The sequence below is a fragment of the Streptomyces sp. NPDC046261 genome, from assembly GCF_040646235.1.
Classification (GTDB): Bacteria; Actinomycetota; Actinomycetes; order Streptomycetales; family Streptomycetaceae; genus Streptomyces.
This window is the reverse complement of record NZ_JBEYZU010000005.1, coordinates 323,979-348,036: the sequence shown is the minus strand read 5'-3', so window position 1 is coordinate 348,036 and position 24,058 is coordinate 323,979. Positions and strand designations below refer to the sequence as shown.

The following is a 24,058-nucleotide window of genomic DNA, read 5'->3' as shown; positions in this document are numbered from 1 at the left end:
CGGTGCGGCAGGCGGGCCCGGGCGGGGGCACCGCGGCACGCTCACCGCTCGACGGTAGATCAGATACCGGCGAGTTCACTGAACGCCGATCCAAAAGTGGACAACGCCTCCGCGACATCCGGCTCCGCCACCGGGTCGGCCGCGTCCAGGGCGCGCTGCCGCGCCTCCTCGGAGGCGCCCAGCAGCGGCGCCGTGGAGAGCCGGACCCGCAGCGCGTCCGGCGCGTCGCCGAAGCGGTGCCCCCCGGGGACGGGATGGCCGAGGACGGCCCCGAGATAGCCCTCCAGTTCGACGGAGTCGGTGATGCGGCGCGCGGCGAGGGCGTCGCGCAGTTCGCCGAGGTCGGCGTAGAGGTGGGGGCCGGTCTGCGGCGGCCGGCAGAGCACCCCGGCGGCGTCCAGCCGCTCGCGGACCGCGACGCCCAGCGCCCCGTACAGCCGTGCGGTGGCGGTGGTGCGCTCGCGTACGGGCCCGGGTTCGGTCAGCGCCCAGCGGGCCGCGGCCGCGACGGGCGGCGGCAGTTCGGCCCCCAGGGCCGTCAGGAGCGAGGCGGCCCGCGCGCGCAGGGCCGGCCCGGCGCCGCCGGCGGGGAAGCGGGCGACGGCCACGGGCCAGGCGCCGGGGATCAAGGGGCCGGCGAGGTCGGTGAGGACGACGACGCGGTCGGGGTACATCTCGGCGGGTCCGACGAAGACCGTGGCGTGCGGGTCGTGCAGGACGTCGCGCCAGGTCTCGTCGCTGATGACGGTCAGTTCTTCGGCGGCCGCGGCCTCGCAGACCTCGTGGAGGATCTCCGGCGGGGCCACGGTGCCGGTGGTGTCGTCGGCGACGGACAGCACGAGGAAGCGGGGCCGCCCGCCTTCGGCGCGAATGCGCCGCACCGTCTCCAGCAAGGCGAAGGGGTCGGGCACGCCGCCGCATTCGGCCGGTACGGGCACGTGGTAGGCGAGCCGGCCGGCGAGGCGGGCGAGCGGGCCGTACCAGGCGGCGCAGGGCCGGCTGAGCAGGACCTCGCCGCCCGCCGAGGCGAACAGGGCCAGCAGCAGGGGCCGGGGGCCGGGGCCGGCGAGGACGTACTCGGGGGCGGTGTGCAGGCCGCGCCGGGCCCAGTAGGCGCAGGCGGCGGTGCGCAGGTCGGGGCCGCCGCCGGGGGGTTCCGGTCCCGGGCGGCCGGCGGCTTCGGCCAGGCGCGCGGCGAGTTCCGGCAGGACGGGCAGTTGGCGCTCGGGCGCCGGGAGGGCGGGGGGTGCCGCAGAGCCCTGCTGCATCCGTACGTACCTCCGTACCTACCCCGGCGGGTCTTCCGTCCACCTTCGCAGATCACGGGGTGCGCGGCGGGCCGACACGGGCGGGCGGGTGACGGGCCGTCCGTATCGCGGGACGGGCTTCTCACCATGCGAGAACAGTGCGTACCGTGAAGAGGCCCACTGCATCCGGCGGCGAAGGGACCACCATGCCCGAGGAACGGAACGAGCGGAACGAGGCCGGCACGGTCTACATCCACGGCCACCACGAGTCGGTGCTGCGGTCGCACGGCAGGCGCAGGGCCGCCGACTCGGCCGCCTATCTCCTGCCCGAGCTGAAGCCGCACCAGCACATCCTGGACATCGGCTGCGGTCCGGGCAGCATCACCGCGGACCTGGCGGCCCTGGTCCCGCAGGGCCGGGTGACGGGCCTGGACGCGGCCCCGGGCATCCTGGCGCACGCCCGGGCGGCGGCCCGTGAACGGGGCCTGGACAACACCGAGTTCACCACCGGCGACGTACGTGCCCTGGACTACCCCGACGGCTCCTTCGACGTCGTCCACGCCCATCAGGTGCTCCAGTACCTCGACGACCCGGTGGCCGCGTTGCGCGAGATGCGCCGTGTGTGCCGCCCCGGTGGCCTCGTCGCCGTCCGCGACGTGGTCTACACGGCCATGGCCTGGTACCCGCGCGTGCCGGGCCTGGAGGACTGGCAGCGCCTGTACGTACGGGTGGCCCGCGCCCAGGGCGGGGAGCCGGACGCCGGGAGCCGGCTGCTGTCCTGGGCGCGGCAGGCGGGCCTGACCGACGTCACCGCGACGGCGGGCGCCTGGTGCTACGCGGGCGAGGAACGGCGCGCCTGGTGGAGCGGCCTGTGGGCGGACCGCACGCTCTCCTCCCCCTACGCCGACCTCGCGCTCGCGGGCGGCCACACCGACCGGGAGGGCCTGGAGGCGATCGCCCGGGCCTGGCGGGAGTGGGGTCGTCACGAGGACGCGTGGTTCTCCGTACTCAACGGCGAACTGCTCTGCAGGGTCAACTAGCCTGCCTTCCATGAACATTCTGGGGACTTCGCTACGGGTGTGCGTCGCCGATCTGGAAGCGGCGATCGCGGTGTACGAACGGCTGACGGGGGAAGAGGCGCTGCGCTTCCGGCGCGGAGGGGTGGCGGTGGCGGCCGTCGGCTGTTTCTTCCTCATGAGCGGGCCGGAGGCGGAGCTCTCCGTCCTGCGGAAGATCACCGCGACGGTCGCCGTCACGGACGTGGACGAGGCCCTCACCGATCTCCAGGCGGTGGGGGCCGACATCATCGCGGGCCCGCTGCCGACGCCGATCGGCCGGAACCTGGTGGCCCGCCACCCGGACGGCTCGGTCTTCGAGTACGTGGACCGCCGCCCGGGCTGACTCCTCAGCCCGTACGGAAGTCGTACCGCGCCGGCAGCGGATGCCTCTCGCGGGCGCGGGCCCGTACGGCCTCGGTGACCGGGCCCTCCCCCGCCACCAGGCGCTCGGCGACGGCGTACCAGACCTCGGCGAGGGTGTGCTCGCCCTCCCGCACGTCGTCCATGTCGAATCCTTCGTCGAAGACGGCGCGGGCACCCGCCGCGTCGCCCTGGGCGAGCAGGACGCGGGCCCGCAGCAGCCGGAAGCGGCCGTGGGCGCGGGCGGCGGGCGGCGCGGCCGCCAGCACGGCGGCCGCGTCGTCGGCCCGCCCGGCGTCCAGCAGCGCGGGGACCGCCTCGCCCGCCAGCGCGGTCGCGGCGGCGCGCGAGACCCTGGCGGCGCGGGCCTCGGTCACGGCGGCGGCGTAGCGGTCGGCGGCCCGCTCGGGGTGGCCGTCCGCCTGGTCGGCGGCGGCCAGGGCGCGCAGGGCGGGCCAGGTCAGCCCGGCCCGCAGGGCGCGCTCCCAGCTGCGGACGGCCTGCGAGCGGTCGCCGGCGTGCCATTGGGCGATGCCGAGGTGGTAGGCGGCGGACGGCCCGGGCTCGGCGGCCTCCAGCAGTTCCCGCCAGGGCGGTGAGACCAGGGAGGGGCCGGGCTCGGGGCCGTCCTCGGCGAAGGCTCCGGTGCGCAACAGTCGTAGCCACGGCGCCTGTTCGGCGCCCAGGGTCGCGGCCCGGAACGGTGTGCCGGGCAGGTCGAGCCCGCCGCGCTCGACTTCCAGGGCGCCCCATCCCGAACCGGTGGCCAGCGTCTCCCCGGGCTCGTGGTCGGCGTACGGCCGCCAGGCGGCGTACGCGGCGTCCACGGTGGCCCGCGGCAGGGCCTCCTCCAGCCGCCCGGCGACCTCGGCGCGGGCGGCCGCCCAGTCGGCCCCGTGGACCCGGCCGGGGTCGGCCGCCAGCGGCCCGTACGCCTCGAGCCACGCCAGCTCGCCGCCCGCCTCCAGCCGCAGATGTTCGAACTGGGTACGGGCGAGCCCCGCCTGGATCTCGGCGTAGCCGCCGGTGCCGGGCTCGGTGAGCCAGCGCTGCCACCGCCGGCCGGAGGCTCCCGTACCCCAGAAGAAGAGCTTGCGCCCCCGCAGCAGATCGGTGGAGGTCTGCACGAGCCCCCGCCCGTCCTCGTCCAGGGAGGCGATCCACCGCCGTTCCCCTTCGGGAAGGTCGTAGAAGAAATCGCCATGCCGCTCCGCACGCAGCGGATACGTGCCGTCGGTACCCACCGGGACGTGCCGCAGGGCACGCTCGTGCCCGAAGTGCCAGGCGGTGTCGGCCGGGGCGAGGACGCGGGTGCGCGGCCCCTCGGGCACGGCGGTGTTGGACCACCAGTACACGGGCGCGGGCCGGTCGTGCGGATTGCGCACGCGCACGCCGACGTACAGGAAGTCGGAGCCTTCGGGCAGCCAGAGGTCGACCTGGAAGGGCAGGTCGCGCAGCCGCTCCCACTCCCACAGCCGCAGCATGTGACCACCGTCCGGCGCGGGGACGCGGGCGGCGTGCAGCGGGGCGACGGCCAGGGTGGAGTGCCCGGTGGCGCCGATGTTCCATTCGATGCCGCCGGAGAACCAGGCGCCGTTGAGGGCGAAGCCGGCGGGCTGGAGCACGGGGTTGGTGTAGAGGAGCGATCGGCCGGTCGGCTTGTGCTGGAGGGAGTGCACGCGACCGCCGAGCGAGGGCAGGACGGTGACGCGCAGCCGGTCGTTCTCCAGAACGACCGCGTCGAATTCGGCGGGGTGGCGCTCACGCCCGTAATCATCGAGCCGACGCACAGGCAACAAGGAACGCAGGGGCGCGTACCGCATCTGCCGCACCATGTCGACGGGCAGAGCATCGACAGCTCGCATGTCCTGATGCACGTCACGAGGGGGCAGGAGCGGAGGCAAGGGATTCTCGCTCCCCAGACGCGCCGCCGGCAGCGCCAGGACAGCGGGTCGAACGGTAGTGGCCACGGCAACCTCGACTTCTCACAGGCGGATTACGGGCGGCCGTGCGGTCGGCGCCCTTCATGATCGGTTCCCCGCTCGGCCGGAACGAACCGGCGGGCGGGACCGGGACGGTGCGGTCCCTGGTCCCCGCCCCAGACAGGCGCGTCGGCACCCCAACGCCCCGGAAGCCGGGCCCAGTCGAGCGACCGACCGTCGAAGGCGACGGGCGAGCGCGCGTACCGCACCGGCCCCAACGGCCCAGGACGCTCCAGCAACCAGGGCTCCACCTCATAGGCACCCGTCGGCGACGCGTCCTGCTCGTCGCGCCCCACAGAACGAGCCAGCCACGCCGCGGTCTGCGCGAGAGCGAGCCGCGCCAGGTACGTACCCCCCACCGTCCGCTGGTCCGTGAGGCCCCGCAGCACAGCGGCGGCCAGCAGGTACCCGGTGCCGTGGTCCAGGGCCTGGGCGGGCAGCACGCCGGGCCGGTTGTCCGGCCCGGCCTCGACGGCGGCGATGCCGCACGCGGCCTGCACCAGGCTGTCGAAGCCGCGCCGCCCGCCCCAGGGCCCGTACGTGCCCCAGGCGCTCAACTGGCCGATGACCAGCCCGGGCCGCCGCTCGGCCAGGGCCTGCGGCGACAGGCCGTGCCGGTCCAGCGCGCCGGGCCGGTAGCCGGTCACGACGACGTCGGCGGTGGCGAGCAGCTCCTCGAAGGTGGCGCGGTCGGCGGCCCGGGCGAGGTCGAGCGTGGTGGAGCGCTTGCCGAACCCTGTGTCGTCGTGGGCCTCCTGACTCTCCGGCAGGGATGGGGAATCGACACGCAGCACGTCCGCGCCGAGCAGGGCGAGGGTGCGCGTGGCGACGGGGCCGGCGATGACCCGGGTCAGGTCGAGCACGCGCAGCCCCTCGGCGGGAAGCGCGGGCGGCCCGCCGCTCCCACCGCCGGGCGTACGCACGGCGGCGTCCGCGATCCGCTCGAGCGAGAGCAGGGGCCGCTGCGCGACGGCGGCCCCTTGCGGGTGGACGGCCCACTCGTGCGGGGTGCGCACGGTGACGGCCAGCCCGCCGGCCGCGTGGATCTCCTCTTCCGCCTGCGCGGCCTCGCGGGCGGCGAGGACGTCGGCGACGCGGGCGGCCAGGGCCTCGTCCCCGTCGGCGCCGGCGTCCGGCTGCCCGAGGGCGGCCAGGAGCCGGGCCCGGTGGTGGGGGTAGTTGGCGTGGGTGCGCAGCCAGCCGTCGGCGGTGCGCCAGAAGCGGGAGAGCGGCGCGAAGGGGGTGGCGGCCCGGCCGGCGACGCGCAGGTGGCGTTCGCTGACGAAGGCGGCCGCCACGGCGCCGTCGTCGACACGTACGGCCGGGAGCGGGCCGCCGCCGCGCCGCGCGGCGGCCAGCTCGGCTGCGGCCAGGGCGCAGACCGCCACGGTCGACCGGGCCATCTCCCGTACGGGGAGCCGTGCTTGGAGCGTGCCTGCCGGCCCGCCGAAGTGGACGGCCGCCGTGCGGGCGGGGTCGCCGCCGAGCAGCGCCCAGACGTGGTCCGTCGCCTCGGTCGATCGCTTGATCATCCCCAGAGTCTGGCACTGAGTGCCATCTACTGGGAAGAGGGCCGCCCGGACAGCGGCCCGGACACCATCGGGCCTGCCACGAAGGCGCGTTGGATGCCGGGGGACGCGGCGGCCGGCCCGTCGATCAGCCCCTCCTCGCCGAGCAGGACGTCGGTGATCTGCCGGCTGTAGCGCTCCGCGGACTCCCTCCGGAATCCCAGGAGGGGCCAGCCCCAGACGGACGCCAGGCAGACGCCGTTGCGGACGATGTACGGCTCGGCGGGGTCGGTGCACTCGACGATCGGTTCCACGGCGGTGCGGTTGGTGGCGCAGCCGCCCACCAGGTCGACGACGACCGTGCCGGGGCGCAGGACGAACCTCAGGTCGTCCTCGGTGATGAGGTAGCGCGTACCGCGCCACCGTGCCGGCAGCTCGGCCCCGTTGATGATGAGGTCGCTGGAGCGCAGGTAGCGGCGGACGGACGGTCGGGCGGTGGTCCGCTTGGTGAGGATGTCGACGGCGCTCACGCCGCTGCGGACGCATTCGTCGAGGGCGCCGAAGGCGACGTTGCCGTAGCCGAGGATGGTGGTCCTGATGCCGGCGGGTCCCGGGATGTGCCGGTTGCGCCGCAGGACGAGGTCGATGCCGAAGCGGGCGCCGGCCCGTCCGGTCTCGTGCAGGCACTGGATCCTTCTCCTGCCGTCCCCCCGCAGGGCCAGGCCGGCCCGGTACTCCTCCACGCGGTACGACGGAAGCGCCGCGGCGATCTCCCCGAGCTGCTCGGCCCCGATGGCGAGGACGGCGGGGTCCAGGTCGGGCGGGGGATGTGCCGGGAGCACCTGGAGGGAGCGCGGCCGGAGCCGGGCGGCGTACTGCAGGGCACCGAAGGCGTCCTCGGAGAAGCCGACGAGGGCGAGGGAGCGGGCGGCGGGCGCCCACGGACCGGAGCGCGCCGAGGCCCCGGCCATCATCTGTTCCATGGCCAGCCGGCCGCGGAGGTAGGTGTCCGGGAGAAATCCGGGGCTTTCGCGTATCAATTCCATCGCGATGATGTTCACCGCGTTTTTCTCGGCGACGGCCGCGCGTTGCGGAATGGACCGTACATGCGCCATGCAGAGCAGGCTCGAGCCGGATTCCATGCGCGCCAGGTCGTCGTGGGCGGGCCCTTTGAGTTTGATGACCAGGTCTTTCGACCGGTAGAGGGTGTCCCGTGATTCGACGGTCGCGCCGGCCGCCGCGTAGGCGGCGTCGGAATATCCCGTCGCGACCCCGGCGCCGCGCTCGACGGCGACCTCGCAACCGCGTCTGACCAGCGCGTTCACAGCGTCCGGGGTCAGTGCGACCCGCACTTCGCAGCCGCGCGGATTCTCCGGGGATTCATGCTCTGCCGCTATTCCTACACGCCGGAACGGCGTGGCTGCCGTCCTTTCCGGATCAAAGCCTGCGGTCATGTCGAGGCCCCTTTTCCGTACCGCTCCCGTTCCATCGTACGAGTACGAGAAACGGTAAAAGGGCGGTGGCGGACGGTCACCCCGTGGAGAGGGCCACCGCCGCCGCGTATCCCGGCCCGGCGTCGGTGTCGCACAGCGTCCAGCCGGGTGGCGACGCCGGACGCGGCCCCGTGCCGACGTAGGTCACCGACGGGTTCTCGGACAGCCCCCGGCCCGTGCCCTTGAGGTAGGCCTCCTTGCGGGTCCAGCAGCGGGCGAAGGCCACCGGGCGCTCCGCGCCGGGCAGCGCGTCGAGTTCGGCGATCTCGGCCGGGTGCAGGACCCGCGCCACCTCGGCCGCCACGGACGGGGGCTGGACCTCCTCGACGTCCGCGCCCACCGGGGCGTCGGCGAACGCGAACAGCGCCAGGTCCCCCGCGTGCGAGAGGTTGAAGTGCAGCGGCGGCACCTCCCCCGCGACGGCGACGGCCGGGCGGCCGTGCGGCCCGCCGCAGCCGGGGCAGGGCTGCCGGGTCAGCCCGACGGCCGCCGGGTCCAGGCCCAGGTAGGCGCCCAGCAGGTGGCGCAGCCCCGCGTGCGCGGCCACGAAGCGCTCCCGGTGCAGCGGCCGTACGAAGGCGGCGGCGCGGGCGAGCTCCCGCGCGTCCAGCACGTCGTCGCGGTAGCGGGCGCCGTCCGCCGCGATGTGCAGCAGCCAGGCGTGCGGCGATCCGCCGCCCGCCGGCCACGGCCCGGGCAGCGGATCGCGGCCGAGCACCCTCAGGCGCATCGGTCCCGCTCCCCCGGGTGCCCGGGTGCCGTAGGACCGGCCTCGGCGGCGGCATCCGCCGAGGCCGGGGTCACAGGGGCGACCGCCGTGCGGTCGCCGGGCCGGCCCTCGCCGGCCGGGGCGCGGCCGGCGTACTCGGCGTCGCCGTCCTCCCGCCAGCGGGCCAGGTCGCCGGTGCGGTACATGAGCGCGCCGGCCGGGCCGAACGGGTCCGTGACGAAGCCCTCGGCGTGGCCGTCCGCCAGCCGGTCGCCGGCGACGTACAGCTCGCCGGTGACGCCGGGCGGGCAGGGCTGTCCGGCGGTGTCGAGGATGTACAGCCGGGTGTTCCACACGGGCCGTCCCAGCGGTACGGGCGCGGTGGACTCCGCCGGTTCGCACCGGTGGTGGGCGATGCCGGCGGCGGCTTCCGCCGGACCGTAGAGGTGGTGCAACCGGGCGCCGGGCAGGACCCGGTGCAGGAGGTTCACCGTCTCGCGCGGCAGGGCCTCGCCGCCGCACAGGACGCGGCGCAGCCCGGTGCAGTGCGCCGCCTCCGCCCGGGCCAGGAAGCGGGCCAGCGCGGACGGCGCGAAGTGGGCGGTGGTGACGTCGTGTTCGCGGATCGTACGGGCCAGGGCGGCCGGGTCGTGGTGGGCGTCCGGCCCGGCGAGGACGAGGGTGGCGCCCGCCCTCAGCGGCCACAGGAACTCCCACACGGGCGCGTCGGCGCCGGTGCCGGTCCGCTGCAGTACCCGGTCCCCGGGGCTGAGCCGGTACTGGTCCTGCATCCAGCGCAGCCGGTTGTCGGCGGCGCGGTGGGGGACGACGACGTCCTGGGGGCCGCCCGTGGGTCCGGTGGTGTGCAGGACGTACGCGGGGTGGGCGGGGGTGAGCGCGCGGCCGGGGTCGGTGGGCAGCTGCCCGGCGAGCTCCGCCGTGAGCGCCGGGTCGTCCAGTGCCACGGCCGTGGGCGCGTCGCCCGGCAGTGCCGCCCGGCCGGCGGTGTCCGTCAGGACGCACACGGGCGCGGGTGCCCCGGGCAGGGGCGCGAGGCGGGCGTGCGGGTCGCGGGGGTCGAGGGGCACATACGCCGCGCCCGTCTTGAGGACGGCCAGCAGGGCGACGACCAGCTCGGTGGAGCGTGGCAGGGCCACGGCCGCCCGGGCGCCGGGGCGCAGGCCCAGGCCGATGAGGTGGCGCGCGAGGCGGTTGGCGCGGGAGTTGAGCTCCGCGTAGGTCAGGCGCCGACCGTCCGCGATCAGCGCGAGGGCGCCGGGGGTGCGGGCGGCCCGGGCCTCGACGGGGCCGATCAGGGTCGTCGGGGGCAGGGCGACGGCGGTGTCGTTGAACTCGCCCAGGACGCGCTCGCGCTCCTCGCCGGTGGCCAGTCCCATGGTGGAGAGCGGCCGGTGGGGGTCGCTGCCGGCGATGCGGGTGAGCAGGTCGAGGAAGCGCCGCTGGTGGGCGGCGATTTCGGCGTCGTCGTAGAGGGCGGGGTTGGCGTCGTAGTCGATGCGCAGCCCGGAGCCGTCGGCCCGGTCGTAGATGTTGATGTTGAGGTCCTCGACGGGCCCGGCGCAGACGTTGTGCGCCTCGGAGGGGGCGCCGGCGAACGTCAGTCCGTAGTCGAAGGGCATGACGTTCACCAGGGGGCCGACGAGCGGGCCGGTGGGCGCGCGGTTCCCGGCGGCGGCGTCGCGGCGCAGGTCGGCGTCGCGGTAGCGCTGGTGGCGGCGGGCGGCGCGGATGCCGAGGTCGGCCTGGCGGGTGAGCTCGGCGAAGGTGGCGTCCGGGGCCACGGTGAAGCGCAGCGGCAGGACGTTCATGACCATGCCGGGCACGCGCAGGGCGACGGAGCCCATGCGGCCCATCATGGGCAGGCCCAGGACGACGTCCTCGCCGCGGGTGGCGCGGGCGAGGTAGAGGGCCTGTGCGGCCAGGAGCACATCGGGCCAGGTGGCGCGGACCGAGGCGGCCAGTTCCCGCAGCCGGGCGCTCGCCGTGGGGTCCAGGTGCGCGGAGTGCCGCAGGGACGTGCGGGAGGGCGGGGCGGTGCGGCCGGCGAGGGTGGGGACGCGGGGCCTGTCCGCCAGGTGGCCGAGCCAGTGGTCGCGGTCGCGTTCGTAGCCGGCCGAGGCCCGGTAGGCGGTGTCCTCCTCGACGAGGGCGGCGAGCCGGCCGAAGGGGCTCGGGCCGGGGTCGGCGCCGGCGGCGAGGGCGGTGTAGGTCTCGGCGACGCGGCGGGCGATCAGGGAGTGGCCGTAGCCGTCGAGGACGGCGTGGTGGGCGCGGTGGTACCACAGCCAGCGGTGGTCGCCGACGCGGAACAGGGCGTGCGCGAACAGCGGTCCGGCGGCCGGGGCGAAGGGGGTGGCGCAGTCGGCGCGCATCCAGGCCAGGGCCGCGGCCTGGGCGTCCGCGCGCTCGCGCAGGTCGGCGGTGTGCAGCGGGAAGCCGTGGCCGGGGGCGGGGATGTCGAGGGGCAGCTGGCGGGGCCCGGCGGGGGTGTCGGTGATCCGGACGCGCAGGGCGTCGGCCTCGCCGACGGTGCGGTGCAGGGCCTCGGCGAACAGCCGCGGGTCGATGGCGCCGTGGATGTCGAGGTACTCGGCGGTGTTGAGGGCGGGGCTGTCCGGGTCGAGGGCCTGGGCGTGCCACATGCCCGCCTGAGCGGCCGTCAGCGGCCAGCCGCCCCGCGGCGCCGGGCGCCGGGAGGGGGCGGCGGTGCCGAGGGGCCGCTCCAGTGCGGGGACGGTCATGCCCGGGCCCCCAGCAACGGTGCCCACTGCTCGATGGCCGGCTTCTCGGCGAGGTCGACGAAGGTGACCTCGGTGCCGTGGTCGCGGCGCCAGCGCTCGACGAGGGTCATGATGCGGACGGAGTCGAGGCCGTAGTCCACGAGGTTCTCGTCGTCGGGGATGTCGGCGGGGTCCTCGCCCAGTACGTCGGCGACGTCGGCGCGGATCTGTTCGAGCGTGAGTGCCACGGGAGTCACTTTCCTTCGAAGACGCGGTCGGTGGTGGTGACGACCGCGCACTTGGCGGCCGCCCAGCGCAGTGCCATCGCGTGGTCCTCCGCGGAGAAGTCGGCGACGGCGTCGGCGACGAGGAAGGGCCGGATGTCGCGCATCCACGCGTCGCAGGCGCTCATCATGACACCGATGTGGGCGTACACACCGACAATGATCAGCTGGTCGCGGCCCTGTGCCGCCATGCGCTCGGCGAGGTCGGTGCGGACGAACGCGCTGTACTTCCACTTGGTGAGGACGGTGTCGCCCTCCTCCGGGGCGACGGCCTCCGCGATGGCCTTGGCGCGGGCGTCGTCGGGCAGGCCGGGGCCCCAGAAGTCCTGCTGGAGGCCGCGCTCGGCGGCGCTCTGGCCGCCGGGCTGGGCGGAGTAGACGACCGGGACGCCCAGGCGTGCGCAGTCCTTCTTCAGCCGTCCGATGTTCGCCAGCAGTTCGGTGACGGGCGAGGCGCCGGCGGTGAAGGCGTCCATGAAGTAGTTCTGCAGGTCGTGCACGAGCAGGACCGCGCGGTCCGGGTCGACGGTCCAGTCCACCTTGTTGGCCGGCAGGTCGGCCTCGGTGGGCATGGGATAGGGGGCGATGGCAGGGAGCGCCATGGTGGTGTGGGGCCTTTCTCAGTGCTGTGCGGCGGCGGTGTCGCGCAGGCGGGCGGCGATGGCCGCGCGGAGGTCCTTCTTGGAGACCTTGCCGATGCCGGTCTGCGGGAAGGCGTCGACGAACTCGACGCGGTCGGGGACCTTGAAGGCGGCGAGCCCGCGCTCGCGGACGAACTTCTTGACCGTGATGGACTTCACCGGCTCGGCGCCCTCGCGCAGCACCACGTACGCGCAGGTGCGCTCGCCGAGGTAGTCGTCGGGCATCGAGACGACGGCGACGTCGTGGACGGCGGGGTGGGCGAGGATGTGGTTCTCTATCTCCTCGGCCGCGACCTTCTCGCCGCCGCGGTTGATCTGGTCCTTCGCCCGGCCCTCGACGACGATGTGGCCGCTGTCGGTGAGCCGTACGACGTCGCCGGTGCGGTAGAAGCCGTCGGCGGTGAAGGAGGCGGCGTTGTGCTCGGGCGCCCGCCAGTAGCCGCGGATGGTGTACGGGCCGCGGGTGAGGAGGTGTCCGGTCGCGCCCACGGGCAGGTCGTTGTCCTCGTCGTCCACGACGCGGACCTCGTCGTCGGGCGAGATGGGGCGGCCCTGGGTGGTGACGATGGTCTCCTCGGGGTCGTCGAGCCGGGTGTAGTTCACCAGGCCCTCCGCCATGCCGAAGACCTGCTGGAGGGTGCAGCCGAGCGCCGGCCGGACGCGGCGGGCGGCCTCCTCGCTGAACTTCGCGCCGCCCACGAGGAGGACCTCGAGGCTGGAGAGGTCGTACTCGCCGGCCGTCGCGGCCTCGGTCCACACCAGGGCCAGCGGCGGTACGAGGCCGGTGAGGGTGACGCGCTCGCGCTCGATGAGCGGGAAGGCGACGTCCGGGCTCGGGCGCGGGGCCAGGACGACGCGGGCGCCGGCGTAGAGGGCGCCCAGCGTGCCGGGCGAGCTCAGGGGGAAGTTGTGGGCCGCGGGCAGCGAGCACAGGTAGACGCTGTTCTCGTCGACCGCGCAGATCTCGTTGGAGCCCCACAGCGAGTAGATGTAGTCGTCGTGGGTGCGCGGGATGAGCTTGGGCACGCCGGTGGAGCCGCCGGAGAGCTGGAGGAAGGCCAGCTCGTGCGGCTGGGGGGCGTCCTCGATGGCGACCGGCTCGGCGGGGACGTCGGCCAGGGCGGTGTGCTCGCCGGGCTCGCCGACGACGAAGACGTGCCGGAGGGTGGGTACGTCGGCGCGGACCGTGGCGGCCAGCTTCCGGTAGTCGTAGCCCTCGGCGACGTCGGCGATGACGTAGGCGGCGGCTTCGGTGAAGGAGCAGAAGTGGCGTATCTCGGTCTCGCGGTGCGCAGGCAGGGCGAAGACGGGGAGGGCGCCGATGCGGAAGAGGGCGAAGATCACCTCGAAGAACTCGGCGACGTTCGGGAGCTGGACGACGACGCGGTCGCCCTTGCCGATGCCCCGGGCGAGCAGGCCGGCGGCCAGCCGGTCGGCGCGGACGTCGAGCTCGCCGTAGGTCCAGCGGCGGCCGGCACCGGCGGGATCCACGATCGCGACCCGGTCCGGGTGCTTCTCGGCGCGGTCGCGCAGCATCTGCCCGAACGTTTCGCCACGCCAATAGCCCAGGGCGCGGTAGCGCTCGGCGAACGCGTCCGGGTAGCCCGGCGCGTCGGTGGTCGGCTCGGTCACTGGTCTACCCCCACTGCCTGCAGGAACGTCTGGAACTTGGCGCCGGTCTCGGCCGTCTCGGCCTCCGGCGAGGACTGCTCGACGACGCCGGCGCCGGCGAAGAGGCGCAGCGTGCGCTCCTCGGCCTCGGCGCAGCGGATGGTGACGACCCATTCGCCGTCGCCGCTGGCGTCGCCCCATCCCACCATGCCGGTGTAGGCGCCCCGGTCGAAGGGCTCGAGCTCGCCGATGACCTCGCGGGCGGTGGCGGTGGGGGTGCCGCACACGGCCGGGGTGGGGTGCAGGGCGCAGGCCAGCTCGAGTGCGGAGACGGCGGGGTCGGCCGGTTCGCCGGTGACGGTCGTGGACAGGTGCCACATGGCGGCGGTCCGTACGAGCGTGGGGCGCGCGGGCACGTCGAGGGTGCGGCAGTAGGGGGCGAGGGCCTCGCGGACGGCGTCCACGACGACGGCGTGCTCGTGCAGGTCCTTCTCGGACTCCAGGAGCGCGGCCGCGCGGCGGACGTCCTCGGCGAGGTCGGCGCTGCGGGGCGTGGAGCCGGCGAGCGGGTTGGCGACGAGACGCCCGCCGCGTCTGGAGACCAACAGCTCGGGGCTGGCGCCGAGCAGGGTGCGGCCGGGGCCGGAGGGCAGGGCGAAGGTGTAGCCGGCCGGGTCGCGGCGGGCCAGGCGCTGCAGCAGCCCCGGCAGGTCGAGGTCGCGGGAGGAGCGCAGCTCCAGGGTGCGGGCGAGGACGACCTTGCTGAAGTCGCCGCGCTTCATGCGGCGTACGGCCTCGGCGACGGCGCTGCCGTAGCCGGCGGGCTCGGGGACGGGCCGGATGTCCCAGTCGGCCGCGGCGGGCTCGGCGGCGGGCAGGGCGACGAGCGGGTCCTCGGCCAGCGGCGGCGCCCAGCGGACGGCCTCCGGCACGGCGAGCGTGGCGGGGGCGGTGTGGTCGAAGGGCACGACGCCCATGACGAGCGGTGCGGGGTTGCCGGCGAGCAGCTGGGCGTCGAGGGTGTCGGCCACGCGCCGGGCCAGCGGGGTGTCGCCGTGCGGCACTTCGGCCCGTATGCCGTGGGCGAGGAGGGTGCGGGTGGGCGAGGCGAAGAAGCGGGCGCGGCCGGGTTCGTAGGCGTCGAGCAGCGAGGTCGCCGCGCCGACGGTGGCGGCCCGCCCCCCGGGCCGGGTGCCGGACCGCCCGTCCGGGCGGGCGGCGGGCTCGCTCGGCCGGCCGGCGACGTGGTGAACCGTGGTCACCTGCTGCTCCGTTCCCCCGGTGGATCGCACCGGGCAAGGCTGTGAAGTATGTGACGGACCACCCCGGTCGGGCACCCCGCCTTCCCGCCACGACGGCGGTAGGGACGAACCGGCCCGGTGAGGCACTGCCGCCCTGGGCGAACCCCGCCGTGACGGCGGGCCAGAACACCCGGCCCCTGTCGAGGAGCCGGCCGCCCTGTTTGAAGCTCGGCCCCACCGCCCGGAGGCCGGCCGCCGGGCCCGAAGGGACCCGGCTGGCCAGCCGCCTGACGGCGGGTCGGACGACCGACCCCGCGAGGGACCGGCCACCCTGATGGCACTGAAACCACCGACCGACGGCCCGGGCCGCCAGGCCCGAAGGCCCGACTACCCGACCACCTGACGGCGGGTCGGACGACCGGCCCCGCGAGGGGACGGCCACCCTGGTGGCACTAAACCGCCGACCGGAGACCCGGCTACCAAACCCGAAGGGGCCCGGCAACCGGCCATCTGACGGCAGGTCGGGCAGCTGGTCCCGCAAGGGACCGGCCACCCTGATGGCACTGAAACCACCGACCGACAGCTCGGGCCGCCAGGCCCGAAGGCCCGACTACCCGACCACCTGACGGCGGGTCGGACGACCGGCCCCGCGAGGGACCGGCACCCTGATGGCACTGGCACCACCATCAGGCGGTCCGGCTGCCGAACCCGAAGGGGCCCGGTCAACCGGTTGCCTGACGGCGGGTCGGGCAGCTGTCCCGCGAGGGGACGGCCGCCCGGTGGGACTGGCACCCGGCAGCCGGGCGCCGGGTCCGAAGGGACCCGGCCCGGTGGTCGTGGCGGTGGGCCGGCCGGTGGCCGGTCCGTGGGGGGGGCGTCAGGCGCGTAGGGTGGCGCCGCCGTCGACGTAAAGGTCGTGCATGGTGATGTGGCGGGCGCGGTCGGAGACCAGGAAGAGGACCGCTTCGGCCACGTCGGAGGGGTCGGCGATGCGGCCGAGGGGGATGCCGACGCGGTACGTGGCGGGGTCGCCGTCGAGGACGCGGTCCGGGACCTGGTCGCCGGTCCACAGCGAGCGCTGCATCGCGGTGTCGGTGGAGCCGGGCGAGACGACGTTGCAGCGGACGCCGCTGCGGGCCAGCTCGAGCCCGAGGCACTTGGTGAACATGGTGGCGGCCGCCTTGGAGGCGGCGTACGCGGCCATGCTCGTGCGCGGCACTCCGGCCGCGTTGGAGCCGACGGTGACGATGCATCCGCCGCGGCGCTCGCTCATGCGGCGGGCCGCCGCGCGGGAGGTGTTGAAGACGCCCGTGGAGTTGACGGCGAAGGTCCGCTGCCAGTCCTCGTCGGTGATCTCGACGACGGGCGAAGTACGCAGCACTCCGGCGACGTTGACGAGGATGCCGAGCGGCCCGAGCGTGCGCTCCACGTCGTCGACGACGGCTTCGACGGCGCTGCTGTCGGAGACGTCGGCGGTGTACGGAGTCACCGAGCCGGCGCCGTATTCCGCTTCGAGCTCCTTGATGCCGTCCGGCGTCGAATCGAGGGCCGCGACCCGGGCCCCTTTTGCGACCAGGGCGCGGGTCACGGCCTCGCCTATGCCCTGGCCCGCGCCGGTGACGAGCGCGATACGGCCGGCGAGTTCGGACTGCTCCACGGCGGTTTCCCCCATTCCATTCGAATTAAGGTAAGGCTTACCTTACATGACAGATCCGCCTGAAGGGAATTGATGTGCGAGCGGATACCGGGAAAAGCCGCGAACCACCGGAGAAACAGAAGGCAGCCATTAGGTTAGGCTAACCTCATGCGACTCGTCGTCGAACAGCTCACCGCCGGATACCCCGGCCACCCGGTCGTACACGGCGTCGACCTCACCGTCCCCGAGGGACAGGTCGTCGCCGTCGTGGGGCCCAACGGCTGCGGCAAGTCCACCCTGTTGCGCTCCGTCGCGCGGCTGCACCAGCCCGACTCCGGCACCGTCCGGATCGGCGACGCCGACGTCTGGGCCCTCACCCCCCGCAAGGCCGCGCACCGCATCGCCCTGCTCCCCCAGTCACCGCAGGCGCCCGAGGCCGTGACCGTCGCCGGGCTCGTGCGCTACGGCCGCCACCCGCACCAGGGCCTCTTCCGCCAGTGGTCGCGCGAGGACGAACGGGCCGTGCGGGAGGCGCTGGAGGCCACCGGCACCGCCGCGCTGGCCTCGCGCCGCCTCGACCAGCTCTCCGGCGGCCAGCGCCAACGCTGCTGGCTGGCCATGGTCCTGGCCCAGGAGACGCCGATCGTGCTGCTGGACGAGCCCACCAGCGCCCTGGACCTGGGGCACGCCGTGGACGTCCTCGAGCTCGTCCGCGAGGTCGCGGCCGCCGGCCGCACCGTGGTGATGGTCCTGCACGACCTGGCGAGCGCGGCCCGCTACGCCGACACCATCGTCGCCATGCGCGACGGCCGGATCGTCGCGCACGGCCCCTCCCGCGAGGTCGTCGACGCCGCCCTCGTCCGCGAGCTGTACGGCATCGAGGCCGATGTGCTGGCCGCCCCCGGCGACGGCTCCCCCGTCGTCGTCCCCGCCGCCCGCACGGGCGCCGCCGGGGCGGCCGTGCCGGCGACGGCCGCCGTCAGCTGACGGTCATTTGACGAGCTCCAGGACCGGGATGCCGGGCACCGCCATGCCGAAGGTCTGCGCGTAGAGGGACAGCTCCGCCTCCAGCGCGCGCACCACGGTCGCCGCCCGCCGGAAGCCGTGGCCCTCGCCCTCGAAGGCGAGGTAGGCGTGCGGCACCCCCCGCCCGGCCATCGCCGCCACGAACCGCTCGCTCTGCGCGGCCGGGCACACCGGGTCCTCAAGGCCCTGCAGCAGCAGGAAGGCGGACGAGACGCGGTCCACGCGGCTGAGCGGGGACCGGTCGCGGTAGCGGTCGGGGAACTCGGCGAACGACCCGATCAGCGTCTCCAGATAGCGCGACTCGAAGTCGTGCGTGCCCCCGTCCGCCCAGGACATGAGGTCTATCACCGGGAAGCTGATGACCCCGCAGGCGTACAGGCCCGTGGAGACCAGGGAGGCGGCCGTGGTCCAGCCGCCCGCGCTGCCGCCCCGGATCGCCAGCCGGTGCCGGTCGGCGCTGCCCTCGTCGGCGAGCGCCTCGGCGACGGCCGCGCAGTCCTCCACGTCCACGATCCCCCACCGCCCCGCCAGCCGGTCGCGGTACGCGCGCCCGTAGCCGGTGGAGCCGCCGTAGTTGACCTGGGCCACGCCTATGCCGCGCGAGGTGAAGTAGGCGATCTCCAGGTCCAGCACCAGCGGCGAGCGGCTGGTGGGGCCGCCGTGTGCCCACACCACGAACGGCGGGAGCTCGTCGGCGGGTGCCGAGTGGTCGGGGCTGTGCGGCGGATAGATGTGGGCGTGGACCTCCCGCCCGTCCGGCCCGGTGAAGGTCCGGATGAGCGGCTCGGGATAGTAGGCGGGGTCGACCACGTCCGTGTGCCGGGCGCCGATCGCCCGGGCCCTGCCGGTGCGGGTGTCGAGCTCGACCACCTCGTAGGCGGTGCGCGGGCTCGCGGCGACGCCGATGACGCGGCTGCCGCCGCACGCCAGCGTCGCGGCCCACTCGGTCCACGGCCCGGCGGCGTCCACCAACTCCCCCGTCTCGGGGTCGAGTATGCCCAGCGTCTGGGCGCCGCGGCCGTGCACGACGGCGACCGTCCCGGAGGCCAGCGGCACGAACCAGCGCTGGCCGACCTTCCACAGCGGGCCCGCGAACTCCTCCTCGCGGCGGCACAGGTTGACGCTCTCGCCGGTCTCCGGGTCGAGGCGGTGCAGGTTCCACCACCCGGTGCGGTCGGTGACGGCCAGCAGCCTGCCGTCGGGTGCCCACTCCACCTGCGCGACCGCCTCCGCGGCGCCGCCCATGACGGTCCGGGCGCCCGTGAAGCGCGGTCCGTCCCCGGTGGCGGTGACGTCGGCCAGCTTGAGCTCCGAGCCGTCCCAGGGCATGCGCGGGTGGTCCCAGGCGAGCCACGCCGCGCGCCGGCCGTCCGGGGAGAGCCGCGGCCCGGTGACGAAGCGGTGGCGGTCGTCGCTCAGCTCGCGCACGGCCGCGCGGTCACCGGCGGCGGAGCCGTCCAGCGGCACGGCCGCGATCACGCGCCGCACGTCGCACGGGCCGTCACCGGTGAACTCCTCCAGCACACACCACACTTCACCGTCTCCGTGCCGCAGCACCGGCTCGGCCCAGCGCAGCCCGCCGCCCACCGCCGACACCGGGGTCAGCGGCCTGGGCGCACCGCCCGCCGGGTCGTCCGGCTCCCAGGCGTACAGCCGCTGGTCCGCGAAGTGCACGAAGACCACCAGCGGACCGCCGGCGGCCCGGGGGACGGCCGCCCACGGGACGCCCCCGTACTCCAGCACCCGGCTGCGGACGTTCCACGGCGCGGGCAGCGCCTGTTCCTCCCGTCCGTCGGGCAGCAGCCGGACCAGCGTGGAGCGGCCGCTCTCCGCCGGGCGCGGCGCGACCCACCACACCTCGTCGCCGACCGTGCCCACGTACTCCGGCCTGCCGTCGTGCGTCGCGGCGAGCTCCGCGTCGATGGGGGACTGCCAGGCTCCGTAGGGCGCCGTGGACACCATGATTGCTACGCCTCCTCAAAACGGTCCATCAGGAAATGATCGAGCACGCGGACACCGAAGTGCAGCGCCTCGACGGGCACCCTCTCGTCGACACCGTGGAAGAGCGACTGGTAATCGAAGCCCACGGGCAGTCTGAGCGGTGAGAAGCCGTAGCCGGCGATGCCCAACCGGGAGAACGCCTTGGCGTCCGTACCGCCGGACATGCAGAACGGCACCACCCGTCCCTCCGGGTCGAAACGCTCCAGCGCCGCGCGCATCCGCGCGAACACCGGGGAGTCGACCGGGGCTTGCAGCGCGGGCTGCCCGTGGTACACCTCCCACTCCACATCGGGGCCGGTCAGCATGTCCATCGTGGTACGGAACTCCTCCTCCCCGCCCGGCACGGTCCGCCCGTCCACGAAGCCGACGGCGGCCCCCGGAATGACATTGATCTTGTACCCGGCGTCCAGCATGGTGGGGTTGGCGCTGTTGCGGACGGTGGCCGCCACCAGCGCGGCCGCCTTGCCCAGTTTGCCCAGGAGTTCGTCCATGTCGAGACCGGGTGCGTCCAGGTCGGCCTCGATGCCCTGCGCGGCGGCGATCGAGCGCAGCGCGGCCCGTACGGTCGGGGTCAGCCGCACCGGCCACGGGTGCGAGCCGATCCGGGCGACGGCGGAGGCGAGGGCGACCACCGCGTTGCGGCGGTTGACCTTCGAGCCGTGCCCGGCGGTGCCGTGCGCGGTCAGCCTGACCCACGCCGAGCCGCGTTCCCCCGCGCCCACCGGGTACAGCCGCAGCCCCCCGTCGGCGTGGAAGGTGTACGCGCCGGACTCGCCGATGCCCACCGTGCAGCCCTCGAACAGCGCGGCGTGCTCGTCGGCGAGGAAGCCCGCCCCCGGGTCGCCGCTGTCCTCCTCGTCCGCGGTGAAGGCGAGCACGATGTCGCGGGGCGGGCGCACCCCGGCCCGGGCCCAGGCCCGTACGGTCGCCAGGACCATCGCGTCCATGTTCTTCATGTCGATCGCGCCCCGGCCCCAGACCTGGCCGCCCCGGACCTCGCCCGAGAAGGGGTGCACGCTCCAGTCGGCGGGCTCGGCCGGGACCACGTCGAGGTGGCCGTGGACGAGCAGGGCGTCCGCGTGCGGGTCGGTGCCGGGGACCCTGGCGACGACGTTCGTGCGCCCGGGCTCCTTCTCCAGCAGGAGCGGTTCGACGCCGGCCCCGGCGAGGCGTTCGGCGACGTACTCGGCGGCGGGCCGCTCCCGGCAGTCGCCGCCGCCCCGGTTGGTGGTGTCGATCCGGATCAGGTCCGAGGTGAACCGCACCACCTCCTCCAGCGCCTGTTCGTCGACGCCCCCGTCCCCGCCGCCCCCGTGACCCCCGTGACCCCCGTTGATCGCATCAGCCATATTGGTCCTCCACCGCCGCGGACACGACGGTGGTGACCGCCTTGAAGCAGCGGATAGCCTCGTACATGGTCGGCATGGTGTAGGCGACCCGCCGCTCACCGCTGTGCTCGACGCCCGGCACGGCCGTGGCCGCCCCGGCGAGGTGTTCGGCGTCGAACTCCAGCTCCATCGTGTACGGCCCGCGGCGCGCCGGCTCGTGCCGCACCGCGAGCGCGGTGGCGGCCTTCGCCGCGGCCCTGATGTCCCGGGCCGTACGGGCCGGGGGACGGCACACGGCCGCGTACCGCGAGACGTAGTCCTTCACGGCGACCGAACGGGCCTCGGGCGCATAGCCCTTGGCGTCCTCGCACGTACGGTCGTCACCGGTCACCAGCACCACCGGAACACCGTATTCGGCGACGACCAGGGAGTTCAGCAACCCTTCGCTGGCCCGCGCGCCGCTCACCCATACGCCGGTGAGGGAGTTGGCCAGGTAGGTGTGGGCCAGCACGCCCTCGGTGCCCGCCCCCGTGTGGTAGCCGACGAACGCGATGCCGTCGACGTCGCCGTGCTGGACCCCCTCGACCATGCTGAGGCTCTTGTGTTTTCCGGTGAGCATTTCCGCTCGCTCGTCCAGCTTCTCCAGCAGCAGATTGCGCATGCTCCAGTGCGCCTCATTGACGAGGACGGCGTCGGCGCCGCCGTCGAAGAACCCGGCGATCGCCGCGTTCACGTCCGAGGTGAACAGGTGCCGGCAGCGCTCCCACTGCGGGGCGCCGGGCAGCACGTCACCGGGCCAGGTGACGCCGGTGGCACCTTCCATGTCCGCGGAGATCAGGATCTTCACCATGCACCCGTTCTATCTCAGGTGGGGTGCTCACGGCACGGGTCCCGGCGCCGGTTTGCGGCGGGTCAGCTCGCGGGTTTTCCGGTGAGGTGGGCGAAGACGTCGTCGAGGGTCGGGCGGCGCAGGGCGAAGTCGGTGACCGGGATGCCGGCTTCCCGCAGGGCGGCCGCCACGTCGGCGATGTCACCGAGGCCGTCGGCCACCTGGATCGCCAGGCGGCCCTTGTCGGCGTCCACGGTGGGTTCGGCCGTCAGGACCGGGCGGAGCGTGGTCAGCGCGGCGCCGAGGTCGGCGGGGGACTCAACGGTCAGCTCGAGCCGTTCGCGGCCGACCTTGCGCTTGAGTTCGTCGGGCGTTCCGTCGGCGATGACGCGGCCGGAGTCGACGACGACGATCTGGTCGGCGAGGAAGTCGGCCTCCTCCAGGTACTGCGTCGTCAGCAGGAGGGTCACGCCGTCGTCGACGAGCTCGCGCACCAGCTTCCACAGCGCCATCCGGCTCACCGGGTCCAGGCCCGTGGTCGGCTCGTCGAGGAACAGTACGGGCGGCGAGGTGATCAGGCAGCTGGCCAGGTCCAGGCGGCGGCGCAGGCCGCCGGAGTAGGTGCCGACGGCCCGGTGGGCGACGGCTGACAGCTCGAAGCGGTCCAGCAGTTCGTCGGCGCGCTGGCGTGCGGCGCGCCGGCCCAGGTGCAGCAGCGAGCCGAGGAGGACGAGGTTCTCCCGGCCGGTCAGGACCTCGTCGACGGCCGCGTACTGGCCGGCGAGCCCGATGCGCCGGCGCACCTCGCGCGGCCGGCGGACGATGTCGAAGCCGGCCACCCGGGCGTGCCCGCCGTCCGGCGTGACGAGGGTGGTGAGGATCTGCACGGTCGTCGTCTTGCCGGCGCCGTTCGGGCCGAGCAGGCCGAGGACGGTGCCGGCGCGGACGCTGAGGTTGATGTCGGTGAGCGCGTCGACGCGCCGGTAGCGCTTGCACAGCCCTTCCGCGTGGATCGCCGTGTCCGCCGTGGGCGCTGCGGTCATATCGTCACTCCCGATCTGTGGTCGCCGGCCGCTGCAGCCCGGTCCAGGGTGGCGGCGGCCGCTGACGCGGTGCTGACAGGCGATGGTGGGGCGCTCAGGCGGCCAGGCGCACGGGAAGGCCGCTGTATCCGTACACGAAATTCGAGTGCAGCAGCCGGGGGCTGCCGAGGAGCTCGATGACGCTGACCTTCTCCCGCAGGGCGGTGAGCATCGCGTCCACGTGGGTGCGCCCCAGAAAGGCCCCGAGGCAGAAATGCGGCCCGTATCCGAAGGCGACGTGTTTGTTGGGGGTGCGCGAAAGGTCGAAGCGGTAGGGGTCGGCGAAGACGTCCTCGTCGAAATTTGCGGAGCTGTTCCACAGGGTCACCACGTCGCCCGCCCGGATCGTCCGGTCGCCGAGCTCGACGTCGACGTGGGCGTGCCGGCCGAAGTGCATGGCCGGGGTGGTCCAGCGCAGGACCTCCTCCACCGCGGTCTTGGGGTCCGCCTCGCCTTCCTTGAGGGCCTTCCACTGGTCCGGGTGGCCGGCGAGCGCGATGACCGCGCCGATGGAGGACATGCGGCTGGATTCGTCGCCGCCGATGATCAGGCTGTAGCAGTTGAAGACGATTTCCTCCTCGGTCAGGGGTTCGCCTTCGACGGTGCCGGTGGCGAGCGCGCTGATCACGTCGTCGCCGGGGTCGCGCCGGCGCTGTGCGGCGAGGGCGGAGAAATAGAGCAGGATTTCGTTGCGGGCCAGCCATTCCTCGGTCTTGCTGTGTTCGGCGCTGGTGCGGGAGAGGGTCTGGGTGTTCCAGTGGACGAGCTTCTCCCGGTCCTCCACGGGAACGCCCATCAGGTCGCCGATGGTGTGGATGGGGATGTGGTCGGCCAGTTCGGTGACGAAGTCCAGGGTGCCCCGCTCGACCGCCTCGTCGAGCAGGGCGCCGGTCCTGCGGTGCACGCCGGCCACCACGGGCGCCAGGACACGGGGCGAGAAGGACTTGAGCATCAGGTTGCGGATGTCGCGGTGGCGGGGCCCGTCGGTGACCGCGAGCATCTTCCGGGACGCCGAGTCCTCCCCCTTCAGCAACGTGTCCAGGACATTGCCGCGTTCGGAGGTGAAGCGCGTGTTGTCGCGGTAGACGGCCATCACGTCGGCGTGCCGGGAGACCACCCAGAACGGGGGTGCGCCCCGGGTCGCCGGGTGGAGGTGCACGGGCCGCTCGGCGCGGAAGCGGGCCCACATCGCCCGGAGGTCGGTGCGGGTGAACGTCTGCGGATCGGTGAGGTCGATGCCGTCCAGGTCATCGGCCACCGGCACGCCGTGCTCGGTCATGG

Annotated in this window: 19 protein-coding genes; 3 read left to right on the top strand and 16 right to left on the bottom strand. The window is 74.5% G+C overall.

Going from position 1 to position 24,058, the window contains the following annotated elements; all coding sequences use genetic code 11:
• Window positions 1-59: 59 nt before the first annotated feature.
• Window positions 60-1,268, bottom strand: a complete 1,209-nt coding sequence (locus ABZ956_RS12905) for an aminotransferase class I/II-fold pyridoxal phosphate-dependent enzyme (protein ID WP_361891267.1) — start codon at window positions 1,266-1,268, stop codon at window positions 60-62.
• A 185-nt stretch (window positions 1,269-1,453) separates the two neighbouring features.
• Here ABZ956_RS12905 and ABZ956_RS12900 point away from each other — a divergent pair, with 185 nt between their 5' ends.
• Window positions 1,454-2,287, top strand: a complete 834-nt coding sequence (locus ABZ956_RS12900; protein WP_361891264.1) for a class I SAM-dependent methyltransferase — start codon at window positions 1,454-1,456, stop codon at window positions 2,285-2,287.
• A 10-nt stretch (window positions 2,288-2,297) separates the two neighbouring features.
• Window positions 2,298-2,648 carry a VOC family protein gene (locus tag ABZ956_RS12895; protein ID WP_361891261.1) on the top strand — a complete coding sequence of 117 codons (351 nt, stop codon included), beginning with the start codon at window positions 2,298-2,300 and terminating at the stop codon, window positions 2,646-2,648.
• 4 nt (window positions 2,649-2,652) lie between these two features.
• On the opposite strand, the gene ABZ956_RS12890 is transcribed toward ABZ956_RS12895, so the two are convergent.
• The 10 genes from ABZ956_RS12890 to ABZ956_RS12845 all read right to left on the bottom strand — a co-directional run bounded on the left by ABZ956_RS12890 (window position 2,653) and on the right by ABZ956_RS12845 (window position 16,547).
• Complete coding sequence (locus ABZ956_RS12890) at window positions 2,653-4,635, bottom strand: DUF5107 domain-containing protein (protein ID WP_361891258.1); 1,983 nt, start codon at window positions 4,633-4,635, stop codon at window positions 2,653-2,655.
• A gap of 26 nt (window positions 4,636-4,661) precedes the next feature.
• Window positions 4,662-6,179: a CoA transferase gene (locus ABZ956_RS12885; protein WP_361891256.1), complete on the bottom strand. Its 1,518-nt coding sequence runs from the start codon at window positions 6,177-6,179 to the stop codon at window positions 4,662-4,664.
• Window positions 6,180-6,205: 26 nt separating this feature from the next.
• Entirely contained in the window at window positions 6,206-7,609 is a 1,404-nt protein-coding gene (locus ABZ956_RS12880; protein ID WP_361891253.1) for a hypothetical protein, read from the bottom strand.
• 76 nt (window positions 7,610-7,685) lie between these two features.
• The gene (locus tag ABZ956_RS12875) at window positions 7,686-8,378 is read right to left on the bottom strand and encodes a 4'-phosphopantetheinyl transferase superfamily protein (RefSeq protein ID WP_361891250.1); all 693 of its coding nucleotides are present in this window, start codon (window positions 8,376-8,378) and stop codon (window positions 7,686-7,688) included.
• Window positions 8,369-11,119: an AMP-binding protein gene (locus ABZ956_RS12870; RefSeq protein WP_361891247.1), complete on the bottom strand. Its 2,751-nt coding sequence runs from the start codon at window positions 11,117-11,119 to the stop codon at window positions 8,369-8,371. Before ABZ956_RS12870 ends, ABZ956_RS12875 begins: the two co-directional genes overlap by 10 nt.
• Window positions 11,116-11,346: a phosphopantetheine-binding protein gene (locus tag ABZ956_RS12865; protein WP_361891245.1), complete on the bottom strand. Its 231-nt coding sequence runs from the start codon at window positions 11,344-11,346 to the stop codon at window positions 11,116-11,118. Before ABZ956_RS12865 ends, ABZ956_RS12870 begins: the two co-directional genes overlap by 4 nt.
• Before the next feature lie 5 nt (window positions 11,347-11,351).
• Window positions 11,352-11,984, bottom strand: coding sequence for an isochorismatase family protein (locus tag ABZ956_RS12860; protein WP_361891242.1), 633 nt, complete (start codon window positions 11,982-11,984; stop codon window positions 11,352-11,354).
• A gap of 18 nt (window positions 11,985-12,002) precedes the next feature.
• Window positions 12,003-13,655, bottom strand: coding sequence for a (2,3-dihydroxybenzoyl)adenylate synthase (locus tag ABZ956_RS12855; protein ID WP_361891239.1), 1,653 nt, complete (start codon window positions 13,653-13,655; stop codon window positions 12,003-12,005).
• Complete coding sequence (gene dhbC / locus ABZ956_RS12850) at window positions 13,652-14,782, bottom strand: isochorismate synthase DhbC (RefSeq protein WP_361891485.1); 1,131 nt, start codon at window positions 14,780-14,782, stop codon at window positions 13,652-13,654. Before dhbC ends, ABZ956_RS12855 begins: the two co-directional genes overlap by 4 nt.
• 970 nt (window positions 14,783-15,752) lie before the next feature.
• On the bottom strand, window positions 15,753-16,547 hold the full coding sequence (locus ABZ956_RS12845) for a 2,3-dihydro-2,3-dihydroxybenzoate dehydrogenase (protein WP_361891236.1): 795 nt from the start codon (window positions 16,545-16,547) through the stop codon (window positions 15,753-15,755).
• A 132-nt stretch (window positions 16,548-16,679) separates the two neighbouring features.
• Between ABZ956_RS12845 and ABZ956_RS12840 the strand changes: the two genes are divergently transcribed.
• Complete coding sequence (locus ABZ956_RS12840; RefSeq protein WP_361891233.1) at window positions 16,680-17,498, top strand: ABC transporter ATP-binding protein; 819 nt, start codon at window positions 16,680-16,682, stop codon at window positions 17,496-17,498.
• A 3-nt stretch (window positions 17,499-17,501) separates the two neighbouring features.
• Here the strand turns inward: ABZ956_RS12840 and ABZ956_RS12835 are convergent, their stop codons facing one another.
• The 5 genes from ABZ956_RS12835 to ABZ956_RS12815 all read right to left on the bottom strand — a co-directional run bounded on the left by ABZ956_RS12835 (window position 17,502) and on the right by ABZ956_RS12815 (window position 24,056).
• Window positions 17,502-19,499 (bottom strand): prolyl oligopeptidase family serine peptidase, encoded by a 1,998-nt coding sequence (locus tag ABZ956_RS12835; protein WP_361891231.1) that lies wholly within the window; start codon window positions 19,497-19,499, stop codon window positions 17,502-17,504.
• Window positions 19,500-19,504: 5 nt separating this feature from the next.
• A complete protein-coding gene (locus ABZ956_RS12830; protein ID WP_361891228.1) occupies window positions 19,505-20,887 on the bottom strand; it encodes a M20/M25/M40 family metallo-hydrolase in 1,383 nt (460 codons plus the stop codon).
• Complete coding sequence (locus ABZ956_RS12825; protein WP_361891483.1) at window positions 20,880-21,713, bottom strand: M55 family metallopeptidase; 834 nt, start codon at window positions 21,711-21,713, stop codon at window positions 20,880-20,882. The genes ABZ956_RS12830 and ABZ956_RS12825 overlap by 8 nt, the downstream gene beginning before the upstream one ends.
• A 65-nt stretch (window positions 21,714-21,778) precedes the next feature.
• The gene (locus ABZ956_RS12820; protein WP_361891225.1) at window positions 21,779-22,738 is read right to left on the bottom strand and encodes an ATP-binding cassette domain-containing protein; all 960 of its coding nucleotides are present in this window, start codon (window positions 22,736-22,738) and stop codon (window positions 21,779-21,781) included.
• A 94-nt stretch (window positions 22,739-22,832) separates the two neighbouring features.
• Window positions 22,833-24,056 carry a cytochrome P450 gene (locus tag ABZ956_RS12815; protein ID WP_361891222.1) on the bottom strand — a complete coding sequence of 408 codons (1,224 nt, stop codon included), beginning with the start codon at window positions 24,054-24,056 and terminating at the stop codon, window positions 22,833-22,835.
• Window positions 24,057-24,058 lie beyond the last annotated feature (2 nt).

Bases quoted from the DNA above. Each gene is read 5' to 3' on its own strand.
- ABZ956_RS12905 (WP_361891267.1), bottom strand. From the start codon at position 1,268: ATGCAGCAGGGCTCTGCGGCACCCCCCGCCCTCCCGGCGCCCGAGCGC.
- ABZ956_RS12900 (WP_361891264.1), top strand. From the start codon at position 1,454: ATGCCCGAGGAACGGAACGAGCGGAACGAGGCCGGCACGGTCTACATC.
- ABZ956_RS12895 (WP_361891261.1), top strand. From the start codon at position 2,298: ATGAACATTCTGGGGACTTCGCTACGGGTGTGCGTCGCCGATCTGGAA.
- ABZ956_RS12885 (WP_361891256.1), bottom strand. From the start codon at position 6,179: ATGATCAAGCGATCGACCGAGGCGACGGACCACGTCTGGGCGCTGCTC.
- ABZ956_RS12880 (WP_361891253.1), bottom strand. From the start codon at position 7,609: ATGACCGCAGGCTTTGATCCGGAAAGGACGGCAGCCACGCCGTTCCGG.
- ABZ956_RS12875 (WP_361891250.1), bottom strand. From the start codon at position 8,378: ATGCGCCTGAGGGTGCTCGGCCGCGATCCGCTGCCCGGGCCGTGGCCG.
- ABZ956_RS12870 (WP_361891247.1), bottom strand. From the start codon at position 11,119: ATGACCGTCCCCGCACTGGAGCGGCCCCTCGGCACCGCCGCCCCCTCC.
- ABZ956_RS12860 (WP_361891242.1), bottom strand. From the start codon at position 11,984: ATGGCGCTCCCTGCCATCGCCCCCTATCCCATGCCCACCGAGGCCGAC.
- ABZ956_RS12845 (WP_361891236.1), bottom strand. From the start codon at position 16,547: ATGGGGGAAACCGCCGTGGAGCAGTCCGAACTCGCCGGCCGTATCGCG.
- ABZ956_RS12840 (WP_361891233.1), top strand. From the start codon at position 16,680: ATGCGACTCGTCGTCGAACAGCTCACCGCCGGATACCCCGGCCACCCG.
- ABZ956_RS12835 (WP_361891231.1), bottom strand. From the start codon at position 19,499: ATGGTGTCCACGGCGCCCTACGGAGCCTGGCAGTCCCCCATCGACGCG.
- ABZ956_RS12830 (WP_361891228.1), bottom strand. From the start codon at position 20,887: ATGGCTGATGCGATCAACGGGGGTCACGGGGGTCACGGGGGCGGCGGG.
- ABZ956_RS12820 (WP_361891225.1), bottom strand. From the start codon at position 22,738: ATGACCGCAGCGCCCACGGCGGACACGGCGATCCACGCGGAAGGGCTG.
- ABZ956_RS12815 (WP_361891222.1), bottom strand. From the start codon at position 24,056: ATGACCGAGCACGGCGTGCCGGTGGCCGATGACCTGGACGGCATCGAC.